Annotated in this window: 17 protein-coding genes and 1 pseudogene; 7 read left to right on the top strand and 11 right to left on the bottom strand. The window is 58.1% G+C overall.

Features of this window, described 5'->3' with window-relative positions; genetic code table 11:
• Positions 1–11: 11 nt before the first annotated feature.
• The 3 genes from CUZ56_RS08915 to CUZ56_RS08905 form a co-directional block, all read right to left on the bottom strand.
• Complete coding sequence (locus CUZ56_RS08915; RefSeq protein WP_126980044.1) at positions 12–1,613, bottom strand: TerL protein; 1,602 nt, start codon at positions 1,611–1,613, stop codon at positions 12–14.
• Between the two features lie 213 nt (positions 1,614–1,826).
• The gene (locus CUZ56_RS08910) at positions 1,827–2,201 is read right to left on the bottom strand and encodes a hypothetical protein (RefSeq protein WP_126980043.1); all 375 of its coding nucleotides are present in this window, start codon (positions 2,199–2,201) and stop codon (positions 1,827–1,829) included.
• Between the two features lie 259 nt (positions 2,202–2,460).
• On the bottom strand, positions 2,461–3,048 hold the full coding sequence (locus tag CUZ56_RS08905; RefSeq protein ID WP_126980042.1) for an isochorismatase family protein: 588 nt from the start codon (positions 3,046–3,048) through the stop codon (positions 2,461–2,463).
• Between the two features lie 277 nt (positions 3,049–3,325).
• On the opposite strand from CUZ56_RS08905, the gene CUZ56_RS08900 reads away from it, so the two are divergent.
• Positions 3,326–4,330: a LysR family transcriptional regulator gene (locus tag CUZ56_RS08900; RefSeq protein ID WP_126980041.1), complete on the top strand. Its 1,005-nt coding sequence runs from the start codon at positions 3,326–3,328 to the stop codon at positions 4,328–4,330.
• A 232-nt stretch (positions 4,331–4,562) separates the two neighbouring features.
• A complete protein-coding gene (locus CUZ56_RS08895; RefSeq protein ID WP_126980040.1) occupies positions 4,563–5,009 on the top strand; it encodes a hypothetical protein in 447 nt (148 codons plus the stop codon).
• Between the two features lie 99 nt (positions 5,010–5,108).
• Here the strand turns inward: CUZ56_RS08895 and CUZ56_RS08890 are convergent, their stop codons facing one another.
• From CUZ56_RS08890 to CUZ56_RS08880, 3 genes are all read right to left on the bottom strand, one after another.
• Positions 5,109–5,624 (bottom strand): hypothetical protein, encoded by a 516-nt coding sequence (locus tag CUZ56_RS08890; protein WP_126980039.1) that lies wholly within the window; start codon positions 5,622–5,624, stop codon positions 5,109–5,111.
• Positions 5,625–5,682: 58 nt separating this feature from the next.
• Positions 5,683–7,167 (bottom strand): hypothetical protein, encoded by a 1,485-nt coding sequence (locus CUZ56_RS08885; protein WP_126980038.1) that lies wholly within the window; start codon positions 7,165–7,167, stop codon positions 5,683–5,685.
• Between the two features lie 332 nt (positions 7,168–7,499).
• Entirely contained in the window at positions 7,500–8,549 is a 1,050-nt protein-coding gene (locus tag CUZ56_RS08880) for a pentapeptide repeat-containing protein (RefSeq protein WP_162615298.1), read from the bottom strand.
• Positions 8,550–9,074: 525 nt separating this feature from the next.
• Between CUZ56_RS08880 and CUZ56_RS08875 the strand changes: the two genes are divergently transcribed.
• On the top strand, positions 9,075–9,851 hold the full coding sequence (locus CUZ56_RS08875) for a DKNYY domain-containing protein (RefSeq protein WP_126980036.1): 777 nt from the start codon (positions 9,075–9,077) through the stop codon (positions 9,849–9,851).
• Positions 9,852–9,949: 98 nt separating this feature from the next.
• Here the strand turns inward: CUZ56_RS08875 and CUZ56_RS08870 are convergent, their stop codons facing one another.
• From CUZ56_RS08870 to bla, 5 genes and pseudogenes are all read right to left on the bottom strand, one after another.
• Complete coding sequence (locus CUZ56_RS08870) at positions 9,950–10,408, bottom strand: terminase small subunit-like protein (RefSeq protein WP_126980035.1); 459 nt, start codon at positions 10,406–10,408, stop codon at positions 9,950–9,952.
• A gap of 93 nt (positions 10,409–10,501) precedes the next feature.
• Positions 10,502–11,130, bottom strand: a pseudogene (locus tag CUZ56_RS08865) (LysE family translocator).
• Positions 11,131–11,187: 57 nt separating this feature from the next.
• The gene (locus CUZ56_RS08860) at positions 11,188–11,490 is read right to left on the bottom strand and encodes a hypothetical protein (RefSeq protein ID WP_126980034.1); all 303 of its coding nucleotides are present in this window, start codon (positions 11,488–11,490) and stop codon (positions 11,188–11,190) included.
• Between the two features lie 69 nt (positions 11,491–11,559).
• Entirely contained in the window at positions 11,560–12,783 is a 1,224-nt protein-coding gene (locus CUZ56_RS15770; protein ID WP_162615297.1) for a hypothetical protein, read from the bottom strand.
• A 418-nt stretch (positions 12,784–13,201) separates the two neighbouring features.
• Positions 13,202–14,116, bottom strand: a complete 915-nt coding sequence (gene bla, locus CUZ56_RS08850; RefSeq protein WP_126980159.1) for a class A beta-lactamase — start codon at positions 14,114–14,116, stop codon at positions 13,202–13,204.
• A gap of 263 nt (positions 14,117–14,379) precedes the next feature.
• On the opposite strand from bla, the gene CUZ56_RS08845 reads away from it, so the two are divergent.
• From CUZ56_RS08845 to CUZ56_RS08830, 4 genes are all read left to right on the top strand, one after another.
• Positions 14,380–15,438: a tetratricopeptide repeat protein gene (locus CUZ56_RS08845; protein WP_126980033.1), complete on the top strand. Its 1,059-nt coding sequence runs from the start codon at positions 14,380–14,382 to the stop codon at positions 15,436–15,438.
• A complete protein-coding gene (locus CUZ56_RS08840) occupies positions 15,435–16,463 on the top strand; it encodes an SEL1-like repeat protein (protein WP_126980032.1) in 1,029 nt (342 codons plus the stop codon). The genes CUZ56_RS08845 and CUZ56_RS08840 overlap by 4 nt, the downstream gene beginning before the upstream one ends.
• Positions 16,464–16,510: 47 nt before the next feature.
• Positions 16,511–17,227, top strand: coding sequence for a tetratricopeptide repeat protein (locus CUZ56_RS08835; RefSeq protein WP_126980031.1), 717 nt, complete (start codon positions 16,511–16,513; stop codon positions 17,225–17,227).
• A gap of 406 nt (positions 17,228–17,633) precedes the next feature.
• Positions 17,634–18,398: a tetratricopeptide repeat protein gene (locus tag CUZ56_RS08830; RefSeq protein ID WP_204250868.1), complete on the top strand. Its 765-nt coding sequence runs from the start codon at positions 17,634–17,636 to the stop codon at positions 18,396–18,398.
• Positions 18,399–18,452 lie beyond the last annotated feature (54 nt).

Below are 18,452 nucleotides of genomic sequence, written 5' to 3'. Positions count from 1 at the left end.
GATCCTCACGCTCAATCCATGAAATTAAAATCCGCCACCGCTTTCGTCGGCAACCGCTCCTGCCGCTCACTCACCGGGTAGGCAAACGTCAGCGCCAGCGAATCCGCCCGGTCGGGCGACTTCACGCCCCGCCGCTTCGCATCCTCTTTACTCTCCATCAGCAGCGCACCACCTTTGTAGCTGTAACGCAGCGCCGACAAATCCGTCTGCAACTCCGCATCGTTAGGCAAAGACGCACCAGCCTTCAGATAGTCCCGCAAATCACGCCACAGCCGCGCGCGCAGGTTATAGTTCTGTCCGTCTGAGAGCCGCAGCGCCGAATTCACATCCACCACCACCGGCCCAAACTCGCGCCGCAAAATATCCGCCACCCCTGCGCCAATACCAATCGTATCCACTGCAATCTGTGCCACACCGGCCCCCCGCTGGCGGCTATAAACACCGCCCCAGTCATGCACCACATCCTTCACCCGGCCCGCCACATCCACCACATCGGCCTGGCCGAACACCACCTGAGGAAACACCACACGCCCCTGGCGCAACGTAATCACACTCTTATCATCACCAAACCGCGCCACATCCACACCCACCTGCAACGGCCCCAGCGCATGCACATCGGCCGGGCCGCAGCGCATACACTGGCTCACCACATCACCCGGTATATACGTATTACTCACCGACGCCGCATAATTGCGGTCCACCTCCTGCGCCAGAACCACCGCATCCAGCAGCGCCTGCTGGCGTGCGTACCAGTCCGCACCCTTGCGCGGGTCGTCCCGCCAGTCAAACACAAACACCGGCACACGCCCGCCATGCCGCTTGCGGTAAAACGGATTACCCACCCCGTTGGGTGTACTCACATCAATCTTGCAGTTGCTCGTCTGGCTCAGCGCCGCTTCAATCGCCTCGGGCTGCTCATAAAACGCCGACTCATCCTTAAAATAAATCGACGTGCGGTTACCACGCCCGATATTGCTGCCCGCCTCGCCCACCATCACCGCGCCATTCTCCGGGTTGATGATGCGCATCGCCGGCGCATGCCTCTTCTCGTCATACCCTTTAGGCAAAAACTCACGCGGCAAATACTGCAACGCCGTGCGGACCTTCCAAAACAGCGACTTCGGGTCACCCACCTTATCTACGTACTCCTCCTTGCGCGAGCCAAAACCAATCACCACTCCCGGGTGAAACAGCCACATCCACACCGCCACGGCCACACACAACCACGACACCCCCATGTCGCGGCTTTTTTCAACCAGCCCGTCCTCACGGCTGCGCCATCGCGCCACCAGCCAGCGCACGCACTCGGCCTGGCGCTCAAACAGCACAAACGGCGTCAGCGCATCGCCCCCCACCTCCACATGGCGCGGGTCAAACGTACACAGCCAGTCGCTGATAAACGCCACCGGCTCCTCGCGGTAATGTGCTTTCACCGCTGAGAGCAACTGCGCATCAGCCTGCAAAAGCGCCAGCCGTGCGCTGCGCGCCTGCCACACCGGCGCATAATCCGGCGCCAGCCAATCCAGATCAACAGCGCCCATCTCATCCAACGCTGCCGCCGCTGATACCTTTGCCGATACCTCCGATGTTGTCGATGTTTTCAATGCCGCCATGCTCCTGCTGAGAACTCCGGGCAGCGCTATCTCTTCGAACGCTCCTGCTGAACCCCGGCCATGCAGCATGGTAGAAGCGCTGCCACACTTTATGTGAACATGGCATACCCTTGCCTATTCATCTGCTCTCATTTCGCACAGCCACAAACAAAAAGCCACTTATAGTGGCTTTTATCATCAATACACAAAAATAACGTCAGAAATCTATCCGCCTCAGAAGTTATGCACCGACCCCTCATGCACTTTCTCTCCCATTAAAATTCTGAACTCTGTCCCATCCTCCAGCTTTCCCATGCCCGAGCCATTCATCAGATTTTCCCCATAACGCAAAACACGCGCCGTTCCGGTACGTCCGTCAGAGCAGCTCACCTTTACTTCTAGCATCGCGTTCGTGCTGAACTGGTCATAATCCCCATTACAAAAGAAACCGCTTGAATCAGAAGCGTAAAAAGTCCCTTGCGACAAAGAAGCATACGCCTCACCCATCAGGGCTTCGCTCTTGCCATCCACATTCACCAAAATACCTGTAGTCACACTGCAACCAAACAACCATAGAGACAATACCGTGACAGCAACCAAATTCTTCATCCTCTCTCTCCTTTCAAAATATATAAACTCACACATATCAACACACGGCATTATCACTTCTTCACCACAAATACATTTTCACGCTGAAAACCCTTATATCAAATCACCTTATTTTTAACCCTCGCTTCCCCACCATCCTCAAAAATATGTCAGAATTAAGAACGCAATATAAATAACACTCACTGCACACAAAAAAGCCCTCCGCCCAAAGACGAAAGGCTTTTCCACCGCATCAGCGGTCCAAATGAACTGCGCTGAACTATCCGTCCTGCAACGCCCCCATCATCACCTGCACCAGCTCCCCGCCTTCAGGCGTGCTCCAGCTGCCGGCTAGCTCTGCAATCAACTGGTTGGTACTGGTCAGCGTCACACCGCCACGCTCCATGCGCCGCAATGCAATGTCATCGGCCATCTTCGTTGGGGAGCCACCGGCATCAGCCACCACCTGCACCTCATAACCATCACGCACCAAGCTCAGCGCCGGATACACCGTACACACATCATTGGTCACCCCGGCAATAATCAGCTTTCTGCGCCCGGTTGCCTGGACCGCACCGGCAAAGCTTTCATCCTCCATCGCATTCACAATCCCGCGCCGCCGGATACGTGCGGCAAACGCCTGTGGCAAAATCGTCTCCAGCTCGCTCAGTAAAGGCCCCTGCACATAATCCTCCATGCTCGAAGTCAGCACCACCGGCAGCTTGAGAATCCGCGCGGCCTGCGCCAGCATCAGCGCATTGCGCTTCAGCTCTTCAAATCCAATCGACTTCACCCAGCCCATCGTGCCCACCTGGTGGTCAATCAACAACATAACCGCATTGCCTGCATCCAATTTTTCGCAACTCATGATCATTCCCCTTTCCAGCAGACGAAAACATACCACCTTCGTCCGCATCAACCATTAACACACAAACACCATTTATCCCCATCAGGCCGCCATCACCAGGCGGTTGGGCAGCGATAGCAGCCCGTCTGAATGGGGGTGAATAACTTGCTCATCTTTTTAATCCTTTACTGTATTGACTGAAGCATGGCTTTATTGTCAATGAATATGAAAATGGAATAAAGGCGGTAAAATGGAAAATATTATTTCATTTATGGCGCAATAAAACGGAGCATCATCCATGGAACTCCTCAATGACATGGCCCTGTTTGTCGAAGTCGTCAACGCCATGAGCTTTCGCCGCGCTGCTGAAATCACCGGTGTGCCCAACTCCACCCTGTCACGGCGCATCAAGGCGCTTGAACAAGCCATCGGCCTGCGGCTGCTGCACCGCACCACCCGCAAAATCGAACTCACCGAAACCGGGCAAATCTACTACGACCGCTGCAAACGCATTGTCCACGAAGCACGCCTGGCACACGAACAACTGGGTGACCTGCTTGCACAGCCCAGCGGCACCCTGCGCGCGTCGCTGCCGGTCGACTTTGCCAGCGTTTTCCTCACCCCGCTCATTGCCGAATTTGCCCGCCTGTACCCCGGCATCCGTTTTGAATTTGACCTCACCCCGCGCCGCGCCGACCTCGTGAGCGACCCGGTCGATGTCGCCATCCGCATCGGCGAGCCGCCCGGCTCCAGCCTCATCGCACGCCAGCTCACCCGCCTGTCCAGCAACCTCTACGCCACGCCGCGCTATCTGGAACACCACGGCGAACCCTCCCACCCGCACGAGCTTGAGCAGCATGATTGCCTGCACTTTCCCAAAGTCAGCACATGGACCCTGCACAACGCGGACCAGACCGTGGAAATCCCCATCCACAGCCGCTTTGCCATCAACAACGTCGGCATGCTGCGCCGCCTGGCCACACTCGACATGGGCATCATCATGCTGCCCGCAGAAGTCGTTACCGAAGACCTCGCCAGCGGACAACTACGCCACATCCTGCCCCTGTGGCAGGGCACACCGGTGCCCGTCTACGCGCTCACCGAAACCCGCCTGCTGCCCGCCAAAACACAGCGCTTCATCGCATTCCTGCGCGAACGCCTGAGCCTGCTTACCTTTGCCCGGCCCGCTTTCGCCCATGACGCAGCACCCGTAACACCATCCACAACACCACCCGCTGCACAAACTGCCACTCGCGCGCGCCATACCAAAGCCAGCCCGCGAAAACCGCGCCAAAAAACCTGATGATACTTTACCCGTATACCGCCCCTCAATCCCGTCTGACAGACCCGTGCACAACCCCACACGCAACGCACGGTATTGACACAACACCGGGAATGCTCAAACACATAACATGGCTGCTGAATCCATGCAACACCATCCGTTTTACAAAACTTTACCCGGATGTAACAGGCCATTAAACCGATTCAGATAAACTAACAACCAAATCACAAAACCAAAAACTGGGGAAAAGACCATGAAAAAAATACTGTTGGCCTTGAGCATACTCAGCCTTTGCATCGGCAGCGCGTCAGCAGCAGACTTTACCGACTTTCTGGCCGCCATCCGCGGCAAATCAGACGTCACCTACTACCGCAACAACGACGCGGTCGTCGGCTCAGACGGCTCAGCCATCCAGATCAAAGGCCGCAACATCTACACCAACTATGGCGAAGTCTACCGCATCAACGGCGACACCATCTACGCCAGCAACAACATTATCTATCAGCTCAGGGGCAGCAGCCTGTGGGGTTCCAACGGCACCGTCTACACGCGCGAAGGCAACACCATCATCGGCAGCAACGGCATCGTATGCTACACAGAAACCAGTCTTGAAAAAAGAGAAGTCATGACCTTCTGCAAATCAAACCGCTCCTCATCGCGGCCACCTTCACAGCACAATTCACGGCCCCATTACCGCTGAGCCGGAACCTAAGCCGGCCCCACACGCGGTGGCATGATGCCGCCATCAGCACCGCGCCCCCACCATCCATGGTGTAGGTCGGCAACAGGCCGGGCGCCCCTAGCTGCCCAGCAAAGACCGCTGCATCCTGCTCACCACCTCATCGCGCACCTGCTCGGTCAGGAAATGCGTCGGCACATGTCCTAGGCTACTGCGAAACCACCTTTTAGGCCGTAATTTCTGGCGCACAAACGCCAGAATCCGCAACGCGTCTTGACGGTTGCGCGCATACAGCAACCTGCCGCGAACCTCCCATCGCCACCATGCATCCTCCGGCCATGACAGCACATGCACACGGTTATCGTGACAATGCGAACACAACACCACACCCTTGTGCCACCTCTGGTAACCCGGCTTATCATCGCCAGCACCGCGCAAAATCTGGTCAGAAGAACTTTGCGGTGGCGTCCACCGCAGCAAATGCGGGAACCGCTCCATCACATACCAGCCACCCCACTGGTGGTATAGATGCTGCGCATCCCTTTTCGGCGTGCGGTTCAAAAACACAAACGGTTCATGAAACTGCGCCATCTGCCCGCAAGCCGGGCAAATCACATCATACGGGTCATCATTCATTATCCACGTCCCCCACTACAAACGCAGCCAATCCACCCATCGCATCACGACCATGGCATCACCGGTCCGCCAGGCGCAAATGCACCGCATTCCTGGGCATCGGCTCAGGATTCTGGTTACTACCCCTGGCCCCGGTCGGAAGCTGCTGCGCAATCCACGCGGTACTCAGCGTCTGCGCCTGGGCATCCCAGACAAACGGCTCACGCGTAATCGGGTGATACGCCCGCAGCGCCGTATCATGCATAAACGCATCGGCCTGCGCCGCAGGCACACCCGCGCTCACCAACTGATACTTGGTATGCACCAGCATCAGATAACTGTGCACATCATAAAAACGGTTCAGATACACATCAAACGTATCCAGCGTATCTCCAATCCCCTGTTCGACGAGCCAGTTCGACGGCACCAGCTCACCGTTTTGCCGGCGCTCATTTTGCAACGCCATCTGCGCATCAAAAACAGCGCGGCGTGCTTGCCCCGGCGTAAGCAGCTCATCGCGGGCATACAAATCAGCCACTTCATCCATGTCCAACGCCGCCCGGTCCAGCATCGGCTGCATGGTCAGAAAAATCAGATTCTCCGAAGCCTCCGGATCATAGCTGGCCTGAACCACCAGCCAGTTCACCACACCTTGAGGCCCCTGCGCCAACTCCTCCTCCACGCCCACGTTATACAGCCACAGGGTATACATCATGAAATTGCGCTCTCCCGCAAACCCCTCCACCATCGCTTTCTGCTCATCTACACTCAACGGCGCAATGAGCACCTGCAACCGCTCATCGTGCAGATAAGGCCGCATCTGCGGGCTGTCCAGCAGCACACTGAGCGTATGGTAAACCGTATAAACCTCATTGATCGCAACCATCTTCCCGATCAGCGTTTTTTCCTGAACCAGCATGCGCCGGGCAAAATCCGCCTCAGCCTGCAACAACGCAAAAGCCGTATCCGCATCACCTGCATCCAGCGCAACCAGCGCCTGCGCCAGCCGCAACTCAGAAAGCCGCAAAGCGTAATGGTAACTGGGCAAACGGTCGATTACCCGATAAAAATAACCGCCATAGTTCGGCAACCGCTGAATCGCCACATAACGCTGCAGCAACGCCTTGTTGCGCTCAATCAATGCCGCCACATCGCCCTTGCGCGCAAGCGTTTGCGCCACACAGTCATCCACATCCAGCCACCTGCAGGCAAACACAAAATCCTTCCCGTCCACCTGTATGTTCAATTTCAGCGGTTCCCCGTCCTGATAATGATTTTCCGGCACGTCATACTGATCGCGCGTCGGCCCGCCGCCGGCCGCCAGCGCCTGTTCCAGATAATCATAATTATTCAGCATCACATCCGCGCCAATGGCCATATAGTCCATGTCCGCAGGCACATCCAGCGCAAACAGCCCCACATACACATCCTGCAGCAAAAAATCCCGCTGCGGCCGCTGCGGATGCATGATCTGCTCAACCTGCGGCAACATTTCAGTCGCTGCCATGGACGGCGCATCCGGCCCTTCCTGCGGTGCAGCCACTGCACCCAATGCCCAAGCCATTGCGGTCACTGTCGCCGCTATTCTAAAAAAGAACCCTGACATCGAAATTACCCTCCGTTAAACGGCTCAACACGTGGCCCAAGTTTATAACAGCACTCCACTTTTACAAAGCGCTGCATCACCAGGCATATCCAAATCAGGCTGCCTCAGCAGCCAGCCACGACCTTCACCCCAGGGCAAGCGCATCACCGGCACGGCAGGCTGAACCGGCAGGCCCGGCAAATCCGGCAAATGCGGCAAATACCGCGCAGAAAAACAGGTACCCATCACAGGCGCTAAAAAGCGCTGCGCAACAACTCCGCTTAATCCAGCCTATTCCAGCCCATTCCAGCCTAATCCTGCGCCAGCGTGCAGCCCTCGGTTGCAAGCGCCTGTTCACCTTCATGGCCTGTGGCGACCGCCGGATTGGCAGCAATCCACGCCTTCAGCAAAGGCTTATACACCAGCCACCAGGCCAGCCCGTCATCTGTGAGCAAAGCGGCTATATCGGCATCATCAAACGCCCACCACTGCGCCAGCGGATACTGCTTGCACTGCATCACCATCACCTCGGCGGTATACACCACCTGGCAGCACCGCATCTGAACCGTCATCACCTCCCTGCCATTGCCCAGCTTCAGCCCTGACAGGCTGGCGCCCTGCAAATTCACACCAGTCAGATCAGCACCCCACAACACCGCCTCACTCAGATTGGCGCCACGCAAATCTGCGTCCTCCAGCCTGGCCGCACTCAGATCCGCCCGGCACAATTGCGCTGCCCGCAGGTCGGCCCGGTCCAAATATGCATCCCTCAGATTGGCACCGTACAAATTGGCATCACGCAGCTTGGCAAAACTCAGCTCGGCATCATGCAAATTGGCCTGATACAGATTCGCACCATTCAAATTCACATTGCGCATACGGCACTCATGCAAATCTGCCCGCTGCAAATCCGCCATGCACAAATTGGCACCATAAAGCTGCACGCCACTCAGCCTTATGCCCCGCAGCTTGAGCTCCTGCAGGTTGGCCTCACTCAGATCCGCCTGATATAAACGCGTCTGGCGCAAATCCGTCTCACGCAAATCCGCACCGCATAATTTAGCCCCCGCCAAATCCGCCTGGTACAGATCAGCTTCCCGCAGACACGCCTTTTCCAGCCTCGCATGGCGCAGCCGTGCCCCGCTGAGGTCGCACCCCTTCAAATCCGCCTCATCCAGATCGGTACTGTCCAGCACCGCACGGCTCAAATCAGCCTCACGCAAATCCATGCCATGCAGGTCGTACCCGCTCAGATTCAACTCTGCCAGACTGGCGCGCTGTCCGTTCGTTTTATCCCTCAGCCATTTTTGATGTTGTGCCAGCCTGCGATTGACTGCCGTTATTAAATCCGGATCGATCATGTCTCCTCCTTTGCCAGAATTATTTGCCCTGCTGGCTGCAGCTATTCTTGTGCCATCAGCACAGCAGCCCCTGGGGGTCCAGACCTGCACGGCCTGCCCCCGAACTGCCTTACAGCAAACAACGCCCTGAAATTCCGGCAACACCATCCGGCCCCGGTCGGCCACGTGCGACAGCCTGCCACATCACACACCAGCTGCGCTTCTTCTCATTCATCTTTTGGCAGCGATGCAAGGGCATCACTCAAGCGGCTTCTCGCAAAATTATAAAAACTTTTTCTCCCGAACAACTGCTGTTCAAAATCCAACCGGCTGATCTGGTATGAAACAAAATCAAACTCCAGCGCGCCCTGCACCCCGAACCCATTCATATTTTGAGGTTTATCTCACCTGCCCTGCCTGGTACACACCGGCCAAAGTATCACTCCGTCGGCCCACCGGTATCACAGCCTGATACGCCACAAAAAACAGCCGGCTGCCGCCACAGCCCCTGCCTAGAATGCCAGCAACATCTTTGGAGAACACGTTATGTACCAGATCGAAAACAACCAGGTCTTCTACACCAAGCCGCTGGAGCTCCGGCTGCGCCTGAAAACGGCCCATGTGCAGCATTTCCAGCCGCTCAAAGACCGCACCATCAGCGCCGAACTCACCCGCACCATCACCCAGTACGGCTGCTGGCACCGGCTCAACAACCTGATGGCCAAAGACGACCGCACCGTCTGGTTCGGCAACCAGCCCGTGCCCGGCGCCGACCCCGAAAGCTTTGTCTACTATCACGGCGGCGAATGCGCCTGGGGGCAAGACAAAAACCAGCTCTACTGCTTTTTTGACAAAGGCAGGCACAACATCAAAACCATCAAAAGCAAAAACCCCGCAAGCTTCGGCTTTTTCGACTTTCCCGAAACCATCGGCTACCTGCGCATGTACGCGTTTGACGAACACCACGTCTACCACCTGGGCCAGCGTGTGCGAAAAGCACACCCGAACGCCTTTCGCCCGCTCACCAAAAAAATCTATTCATTGGACCGGCAACTCATCACCCATAGCTATCCCAGCAGTGCTTACTACACCAGCGAAAACAACCTCTATTACCACGGCAAACCGATCGAGGGTGCCGACGGCTACACCGCGCACTTGGTCAGCCTGGAAAAAGCCGGACAGGCCAAATACCTGATCGCTTACGACCAGCACCACTTCTACTACGAAGGCGTGCCGGTGCACCCGCGCTTTCAGGCCATGTTCGACCTGATACCGCCGCCCATCATCGCGCACCAGAACAGCCTGGCACAAAAGGCTGCCTGAGCCCTATGCTTTGTACTTTTTGCCCTGCGCCCCGGTGTACCCGCTTTTCCTGCAACCCGCCAGAAAGCCTTGCAGACTGAAAGCTTAAAGCGGAAGACCTACACCCGGCCAATCATCTTCAAATACGCCACCCCCGGCTCCAGCGCTACCGAGGCCTCTGACTTGATGGCGGGCAACTCCTCGGCGCCGCCCACGGCCACGCGCTCGCCGTACTTGCGCGGCAGCAGCTTGCCAATCATCCACTTGAGCGTATCAATGCGCAACTTGGCCGCCTGCACCGACACACTGGTGCTGGCGTCAATCGCGCTCGTTTCATCCACAATCAAATCCAGAAAAAACTCCGCCTGCCGCTCACGCGCACGCGCATACTGCGCGGCAAAAGCCGTCTGCTCCTCCAGCCAGCGGTACACCGTGGCGCGGGCGGGCATGCCGCTTTCACTGCAAATCACATTCAGGCTCTCGCCCAGCGACAGACGTTCGCAAATCACATCTGCCAGTGCGGCATCAAACACCGTGGGCTTGCGGGAAACTCTGGTTGACTTCTTTTGACTTGCCATCCGGTCATGCTACGCCTGCTGCTGCCTGTCATGTGAACGCCGCCAGCACCTGCCAACCTCTCAGTGTGCTCTCAGTGATCTCTCAATGCTCTTTCAGCGCTCAGTCAGCGCCAGCCTGGCCGCCAACAGACCAAACGCCGCCGCAAAACTGCGCTGCAGCCATGTCAGCAAATGCGGTCGGCTCAAAACCCGGTCACGCATGGCTGCGGCAAAAACACCATAAGCGCAAAACACCACCAGCGTCATCAGCATAAAAACACCCGATAACTCCGCCATGCGCCATAAAGGGTACGCGTCCTGCACACTAATGAACTGCGGCAGAAATGCCAGAAAAAAACAGACAGCTTGGGGTTTAACACATTGGCCAAAATACCATGACCCACCACCCGCCGGTACGACGGCGCTGCCTGTTGCGCCACTGGCCGCTGCAGGCTGCTGGCACTCAAGGCCCCTTTCCCCTTCAGCATACCCCAGGCCATATACAGCAGGTAAACCACACCGGCATACTTCACAGCATTAAACACCAGCGCACTCGTGTGCATCACGGCCGCCAATCCCAGCATGGCCGCTGTCAGATGCGGCACAATCCCCAGCGTGCATCCCAAAGCTGCCGCCAAACTGACCCTGCCCCCATGTGCCAGACCAGCGGCCAGTGTATAAATCACCCCCACGCCCGGAGACACCACAATCAGCAACGTCGTGAGCAAAAACTCTATCGACATATTCGCACCTTCCCTCTCAATTTGAACTGGCCCGTGGCAGCCGCCTGCAACATCTGGTCACCAGTTGAAATCCGGCCGTATCATGCTGTCAATCCCGTGCGCAGCCAGCATATCACGTACCCTTTTCACATCCTGGGCCGCCCCCTCAAACACAACAGGGCGTTCCTGCCGGAGCAAATCTTTCGCCGCCAAAAAATTAACCGATGCTACAGCGGCAATCACTCTGACGTGCTGCACATTTTGAAAGCTGCCATTCAGCACATGAACAGCATACACCGTTTCATCCGGCACAATCCCTTCAACTTCAATACAGGAAGTCACGGCCGACCAGCCGCACTGCAGGCAACGCCCCCCTGGCATGAGCCCTCTTGAAACACCTGCAAAGCAGCGCCACACTGGTCACACATCAAGGCGTCATGCTTATGCATATCACTTGGCCAGAACCGTCACCACGCCGTGCCGGTCCAGCCGGCCCTCTTCGGCATACAGCACCGTCAGCCCCCCTTTATCCCAGAAAGCCGACTTCACGCGTGCCGTATCCACCGTATCCATCTCCACCCGCTGCGGCGCGCCCAGCATCAGCCGCAGCCGCTGCATCACCACCTGCTGCGAATCCGCCCGCGCCTGGAACAGCACCTTCATCAGCCGGCCCGCATCATCCAGATAACCGAACGCCCAGTGAAAATCCCCCATCGAAGGCTGCGCCCCGACAGGGAAAAAAACCATCACCTGCTCATGCGACACCCCATTCACCAGCCCCTGCCCGACATCACGGCGCACACACATCACCATCGGCTCGGCATAAATGCGGCGCACCAGCTCCTTGAACTCATCATCCGGCACCCCGGGAATACGGCGCACCTCCGCCGGCACACACGCCGGCAATGTCAAAGGCTGCCCCAGCTTCAGGCCAAACACCTCCGTCATATCCTGTGCAGGTGCGGGCTCCTGCGCCACTTCCGGCTCCTGCGGATCCTGCTCCTGCTGCATCACTTCCGGCACGCCACCCTGCTGCACCAGCCCTTCGTGCGGCTGAACAACAGACTCCTGCCGGTCCGGCCCCTGTTCTGTCTGCTGATCTATCTGTTGCCCTGTCTGCTGTTGTGGTGATTGCTCTGGCTGCGGTGCCGTTTCAGCCCCTTCCAGCGCCTCCCCGGCCTGCACGGCTTGCCCAACCGGGTCATTCACCGCAGCGGGCGGCTTCTCGCCCATCATCGCAGCCAGTGCCACCATCAACAGCAGCACCACCACAATCGCCGCGCCAGTCGCCACCAGCACGCCCCGGTTATACTGCCCGGCTTTTGAGCGCCGCCCCTTTTTCTTCTTGCCGCTCGAAGCATTCGCCGCCGGGCGTTTACCCTGCTTTCCAGCCCCCGGGGCACCTGAACCCTTTTGTGATACTTTTTTCGGCACTTTTGACTGCGCTTTGGATGGCCCTTCGGGCTGCTCTTCAGCCTGCGCGGCCGTACCAACACGCACATCGCCACCCTTGACAACCGCACCCCCCAGGTCTGCGCTGCCCTGCGGACTGTCAGCCGTGTTCTCAGCCTGAGCGTTCACCTCAGCATCAGGCAAATCTGCACCTGCCGCCTTATCTGCCGCAACACCAATACGGACACGCCGGCCCTTCTTTGCACTTTCACCCTTGCTCATACACCCCCGCCCTTACTGGCTCCACATCCATTCACCGTCACACGTCACACACGCCTGCGGGCATACACGGTCATACCCAGTGTACCCGCCCGGTTGCCACCGCCGCTTCACAATACAGTACAAAACCGCAGTCCGTTGCTTCCGTTCGCAGTCCCGTTCCCGGTGTTCATTTTTCATACCCGCAATTGTACACAGCCCGCCCCATTTCACGCCCAATGACCCGCCGCACTGCACAGCACCTGCCGGGTGCCATCACACCAAGAAGAAACAGGCCCATACCTGCGCACACGGTAGGGTCTGGGCATCGGCTGATACCTCCGCGGCCAACGCCACTTTTGACACCATCCGCATTCTCACCCCGGTCAATCCGCCAGGCCCGCAAATACTGCCACGCAGCCGCCCCGCCGTTTAAGTTCAATTAAGCCACGGCCGTATGCAGCCACCCCGTCACCAGCCTGGCCGCCTGCGCAACCACCGCATCATCAGGCTTCGCATCGGGAACCGGCCTGGTAAAAAACACCGCGAGCACCAGCGGATTTTGCTGCGGCGTCCACAGCACCCCCACATCATTACTCACACCATAGGCGCCGCTGCCCGTCTTATCGGCCACAATCCAGCCCGGCGGCACCCCGGCGCGTATGCGCTGGCCGCCCACGGCATTGCCGCGCATCCAGTCCTGTAACTGGGCCCGCTGCGCTTCACCCAGCGCATCGCCCAGCAACAGCTTGCGGGTACTGAGCATCATTGCCAGCGGTGAAGTCGTATCACGCTCGTCGCCCGGAATCGCCGAATTCAGCTCCGGCTCCCAGCGGTCCAGCCGGAACACCTCATCTCCCACCGAACGTGCAAACGCTGTCACCGCCTGCGGCCCACCCACCAACTGCACCAGCAGATTGGCCGCCGTATTGTCACTGTACTGCAGGGCCGCCGCACACAACTGCGCTACACTCATACCGCTGCCGGCATGCTTTTCCGTCACCGGCGAATACGACACCAGATCAGCCGCTTCATAAACAATCTGCTGCGCCATCAGGCTATCGTCATGCATGCTGTAATGCAGCACCGCGGCCACTGCCACCATCTTGAACGTGCTGCACATCGCAAAACGCTCATCGCTGCGGTACAACACCGTGCTGCCGCTGGCCATATCCAGCGCAGCCACACCCAGCCGCCCCTGTGCCGAACGTTCCAGCGCTGCCAGTTGCTCCTGAATATCACCGCGCGCCAGCACTGTGCCGCCTTGCAGCACAGAACCACACCCGCCAAGCCACGGCGCCACGCCCGCAGCCAGCGCCCCCAGAACCCATACCCGCCGATTAACCGGCTGATTCATTGCCATTGCCCCATCTCCTTGCTTGTTGCACTTGCCCCTGGCCGCCCCTGCGCAAACATACACACAGCAGCCATGATACCCACACCGCCAGTTTAACCAAATACCCGCCGCCCATAGCAAAAAGCCGCCATTTCCTCACGAAAACAGCAACCTCGGCCCCATGCATGGCCTAGTGCAGCCACCTCAAGCCCTCTACCCACCTGAGCACACATACAGTATCATCATGGCTAAACCACACAGACTCCAGGCACCAGGCACACACCATGACACCGCGCCGTTTATACAACATATACCAGCGCCTGCTGGCACCGGCTGCATGTGCCATGCCTGACACGCCTGATGCAAGCGACGCACTGCATGCCATCTGCCAGGCGGCTGAACAAGGCGATGCGCATGCCCAGTACCGCCTTGCACACATCTACGACAGAGGGCTGGGCGTTGACCAGAACCACCAACTTGCCGCACAGTGGTACCTCAAAGCCGCCGAACAAGGGCACGCCCAGGCACAACACGACCTGGCATACAGCTACGCCAACGGCGAAGGCATTGCACAAAACCACGCCAAAGCCTTTTACTGGTACACACAGGCCGCCCAACAAGGACTCGCCGATGCGCAAAACAACCTCGGGGCCGCCTATTTTTACGGCCAGGGCGTGGACCAGAACCCGTCCATGGCTGCCCACTGGTACCGCCAGGCAGCCAGACAAAACAATGCCGATGCCCAATACAACCTGGGGCTGATGTACAAAAACGGCCAAGGCATTGACCCCAACCCCGGCACCGCAATCCACTGGTTTTTACAGGCGGCACAGCAAGGCTTTACACGTGCTCAGCACCAACTGGCCGTCATGTACGACACCGGAACAGGCGTTGCACAAGACCATGCCGCTGCCGCCCACTGGTACCTGCAGGCAGCTCAACAAGGTTATGCCGACGCGCAGTACAACCTGGGCTGCATGTATGCCAGCGGCGAAGGCCTTACCCGCAACACCGAACAGGCATGCTACTGGTACACACAAGCGGCCCAACAGGGCCATGCCCAAGCGCAATACAACCTGGGCTGCCTGTATGCCAGTGGTGAAGACCTCACCCGCGACACCGAACAGGCATGCTACTGGTACACACAAGCAGCCCAACAGGGTTATGCCGATGCGCAATACAATCTGGGCTGCCTGTATGCCAGCGGCGAAGGCGCCACTCGCAACATCGGGCAGGCGAGCTACTGGTTCACCCAGGCGGCCCGGCAAAACAGCGCCGATGCCCAGCAGGCACTGTTAGAACTTTTTGAAAACCCCATCAGCCCTGATAACACTCCGCCATGAAACAACAACACACATCCATACCGCTACCCCGTTTTCTAATCGCCTTATTCACCGGCCTGTGCCTGAGCCTGTCCGTCACGGCCCAGCCGCTCGACGAACTGCGCGAGCTGGCCGACCAAGGCGACGTACAGGCCCAATACAAACTGGCCTGGAGATACTACGAAACGCAAACGCCCAACAGCAACCCGCAGGCCGCCGCCCAATGGTTTCTCAAAGCAGCCGAGCAAGGCTATGCACCGGCACAGAACATGCTGGGCGTCATGTATGAAAAAGGAATCGGTGTTTCCCAAAACGACCGCACCGCATTCGACTGGTTTCGCCAAGCCGCGCTCCAGGACGATGCCGACGCCCAATACAACCTGGGCCGCATGCTCTTCACCGGCCAGGGCACCACCACAGACTACCGTGCCGCACACGACTGGCTGCTCAAAGCCGCCGAGCAGAATCACATGCAGGCGCAGTACGAACTGGGCATCATGTACCGCGATGGCGAAGGCGTTGAAAAAAACAACGCCACGGCCATTCAATGGATCACCAAAGCCGCCCAGCAAGGGCTGCCTCAGGCCCAGACCGTGCTGGGCACCAGCTATTACAGCGGCGAAGGCGTACCCCAGGATCACCAGGCCGCGCTCAACTGGTTGACCAAAGCCGCCGAACACGGGGAGCCAATGGCCCAGTACAACCTGGGCGGCATGTACTTCTCCGGCCAGGGCACACCGCGCAACCTGCAAACCGGCATCGCCTGGCTCACCAAAGCCGCTGAACAAAACTTTGTCCAGGCCCAGTTTGCCTTAGGCTCCATTTACAGCACCGGCCAGGGCGTGCCGCAGGATTACACCACCGCAGCCGCCTGGTACCGCAAAGCCGCTGAACAGGGCCACCCCAATGCACAGTACAATCTGGGCCGAATGTACGAAACCGCCCGCGGCGTTCCCAAAGACCTGCAGCAGGCGCGCTACTGGTACGGCAAAGCGGCCGCACAAGGCCACCCCAAAGCCGGGCAAGCACTCAATATGCTCAAATAACCCCGACTTTTTTCACAAACACATCGCATGATCATAGGTAACACTGCATGAAACATCACCGCCAAAACCCCATCGCCTATCTGCTACACCCGCTGCTTGTGCTCATCGCATGCATGTGTCTGATCCTGCCTGCAACAGCCCAGCCATCGCTGGACACCCTGCGCCAGCAGGCCGAGCAGGGTGATGCCCAGGCCCAGTTTGAGCTGGGCAGCATGTACGACTTTGGCGACGGCGTGCCGCAGAATTACGACACCGCCATCACCTGGTATCTCAAAGCTGCCGAACAAGGCCATGCCGAAGCGCAATACCACCTGGGCAACATCTATGACCAGGGCGACGGTGTCGAACAAAACACCGAAACCGCCTACTCCTGGTACCTGAAAGCCGCCGAGCAGGGCCATGCCGAATCCCAATACAACGTCGGCAACATGTATGACAACGGCGAAGGCGTCAAACAGGACTACACCTCCGCTGCTGCCTGGTACCGCAAAGCCGCCGAACAAGGCCACGCCGAAGCACAGTTCAGCCTGGGCGACATGTACGACCAGGGCGACGGCGTCCCCAAAAACCTGCAGACCGCCTTCTCCTGGTACCTGAAAGCCGCCGAGCAGGGGCACGTGGATGCCCAGTTCAACGTCGGCCAGATGTACTACACCGGTGAAGGCGTCAAACGCGACCACGAACAAGCCAAGCTGTGGTTTACCCGCGCTGCCGACCAGGGCGACAAACCGGCGCGGCAGATACTGCGCGAACGGTTTCAATAAAAAAACCCGCTGCACACTGCCACAGCCACAGTCCCCGTCACAACAACAGTCGCCGGCCTGACACCTGCAAAAATTCACAGGCCAAATCCGGCGGCTGTTTTTTTGAAGCCCCCTCTGCCACAGCTTGACCACCACAACCGTGTGCGTGCGGCCATGTCACCATAACACTGTATGACAGCGTGAACACCACAGCCAACATCAAAAACACCCTCGCTTTTCTGACCAGCCGGCCTCCCCATCCCGGCACCGGTATTGACACACACAAAGCACAGGCCTGACAATGGCTCGCATGACAACGTGTTCATACATACACATGCATACACACGCAGCCAGCCCCCAAATCACCATCGTGAAACATACACACACCATGCCAGGCACCTTTTTCATAAAATTCACATTGCTGTTGATGGCCTGTTTTTACCTGGCATTTCCAGCCGCCGCCCAGCCACTGAACGCCCTGCGCCAGCAGGCTGAACAGGGCAACGCGCAGGCACAGTACCAACTGGGCCGAAAATACGATTTAGGCCAGGGCGTGCAGCAGAACTACGCCGCCGCAGCCAGTTGGTACCTCAAAGCGGCTGAACAAGGCCACGTCAACGCCCAATATAGCCTGGGACACATGTACTATCAGGGCGATGGCATTGCGCGCGACCTGGAAGCCGCATTCTCCTGGTACCTCAAGGCGGCCCAGCAAGGTGACGCGCACGCCCAGTTCAATGTTGCGCGCATGTACCATAAGGGCGAAGGAGTCGGGCACAGTCTGGCAGACGCCTTATCCTGGTACCTCAAGGCAGCGCAGCAGAACTACATCCACGCTCAGTACAACATCGCGATGATGTATGACATCGGCGAAGGCGTGGAGCAAAACCTGGAAACCGCCTTCTCCTGGTACCTGAAAGCCGCGCAACAAGGCGATATCGACGCCCAATTCAACGTTGCACACATGTATTACAACGGTAAAGGCGTGCAGCAAAACCTGGAAACCGCCTTCTCCTGGTACCTGAAAGCTGCGCAGCAAGGCGATGTTGACGCCCAGTTCAACGTATCGTACATGTATTACCATGGAAAGGGCGTGCAGCAAAACCAGCAGCAGGCCCGACTGTGGATGACACGCGCCGCCGCACAAGGCGACACGGGGGCACAAAACGCACTGCACGACTGGTTCGAATAAAAACGACCAGCACGGCCCTATAGATAAGCATTCCCGCAGCTATTCCCGCAGCCA

It is taken from the genome of Saezia sanguinis (assembly GCF_003991585.1).
GTDB lineage: Bacteria > Pseudomonadota > Gammaproteobacteria > Burkholderiales > Burkholderiaceae_C > Saezia > Saezia sanguinis.
The sequence above is the reverse complement of the archived record's forward strand: the minus strand, read 5'-3'. Positions and strand labels throughout refer to the sequence as shown.

Coding starts and splice junctions, on each gene's coding strand:
- CUZ56_RS08880 (WP_162615298.1), bottom strand. CDS start 8,549: ATGATCGATCCGGATTTAATAACGGCAGTCAATCGCAGGCTGGCACAA.
- CUZ56_RS08890 (WP_126980039.1), bottom strand. CDS start 5,624: ATGAATGATGACCCGTATGATGTGATTTGCCCGGCTTGCGGGCAGATG.
- CUZ56_RS08830 (WP_204250868.1), top strand. CDS start 17,634: ATGGCCTGTTTTTACCTGGCATTTCCAGCCGCCGCCCAGCCACTGAAC.
- CUZ56_RS15770 (WP_162615297.1), bottom strand. CDS start 12,783: ATGAGCAAGGGTGAAAGTGCAAAGAAGGGCCGGCGTGTCCGTATTGGT.
- CUZ56_RS08870 (WP_126980035.1), bottom strand. CDS start 10,408: ATGGCAAGTCAAAAGAAGTCAACCAGAGTTTCCCGCAAGCCCACGGTG.
- CUZ56_RS08900 (WP_126980041.1), top strand. CDS start 3,326: ATGGAACTCCTCAATGACATGGCCCTGTTTGTCGAAGTCGTCAACGCC.
- CUZ56_RS08875 (WP_126980036.1), top strand. CDS start 9,075: ATGTACCAGATCGAAAACAACCAGGTCTTCTACACCAAGCCGCTGGAG.
- CUZ56_RS08915 (WP_126980044.1), bottom strand. CDS start 1,613: ATGGCGGCATTGAAAACATCGACAACATCGGAGGTATCGGCAAAGGTA.
- CUZ56_RS08840 (WP_126980032.1), top strand. CDS start 15,435: ATGAAACAACAACACACATCCATACCGCTACCCCGTTTTCTAATCGCC.
- CUZ56_RS08835 (WP_126980031.1), top strand. CDS start 16,511: ATGAAACATCACCGCCAAAACCCCATCGCCTATCTGCTACACCCGCTG.
- CUZ56_RS08910 (WP_126980043.1), bottom strand. CDS start 2,201: ATGAAGAATTTGGTTGCTGTCACGGTATTGTCTCTATGGTTGTTTGGT.
- CUZ56_RS08885 (WP_126980038.1), bottom strand. CDS start 7,167: ATGGCTTGGGCATTGGGTGCAGTGGCTGCACCGCAGGAAGGGCCGGAT.
- bla (WP_126980159.1), bottom strand. CDS start 14,116: ATGAATCAGCCGGTTAATCGGCGGGTATGGGTTCTGGGGGCGCTGGCT.
- CUZ56_RS08895 (WP_126980040.1), top strand. CDS start 4,563: ATGAAAAAAATACTGTTGGCCTTGAGCATACTCAGCCTTTGCATCGGC.
- CUZ56_RS08860 (WP_126980034.1), bottom strand. CDS start 11,490: ATGCCAGGGGGGCGTTGCCTGCAGTGCGGCTGGTCGGCCGTGACTTCC.
- CUZ56_RS08845 (WP_126980033.1), top strand. CDS start 14,380: ATGACACCGCGCCGTTTATACAACATATACCAGCGCCTGCTGGCACCG.
- CUZ56_RS08905 (WP_126980042.1), bottom strand. CDS start 3,048: ATGAGTTGCGAAAAATTGGATGCAGGCAATGCGGTTATGTTGTTGATT.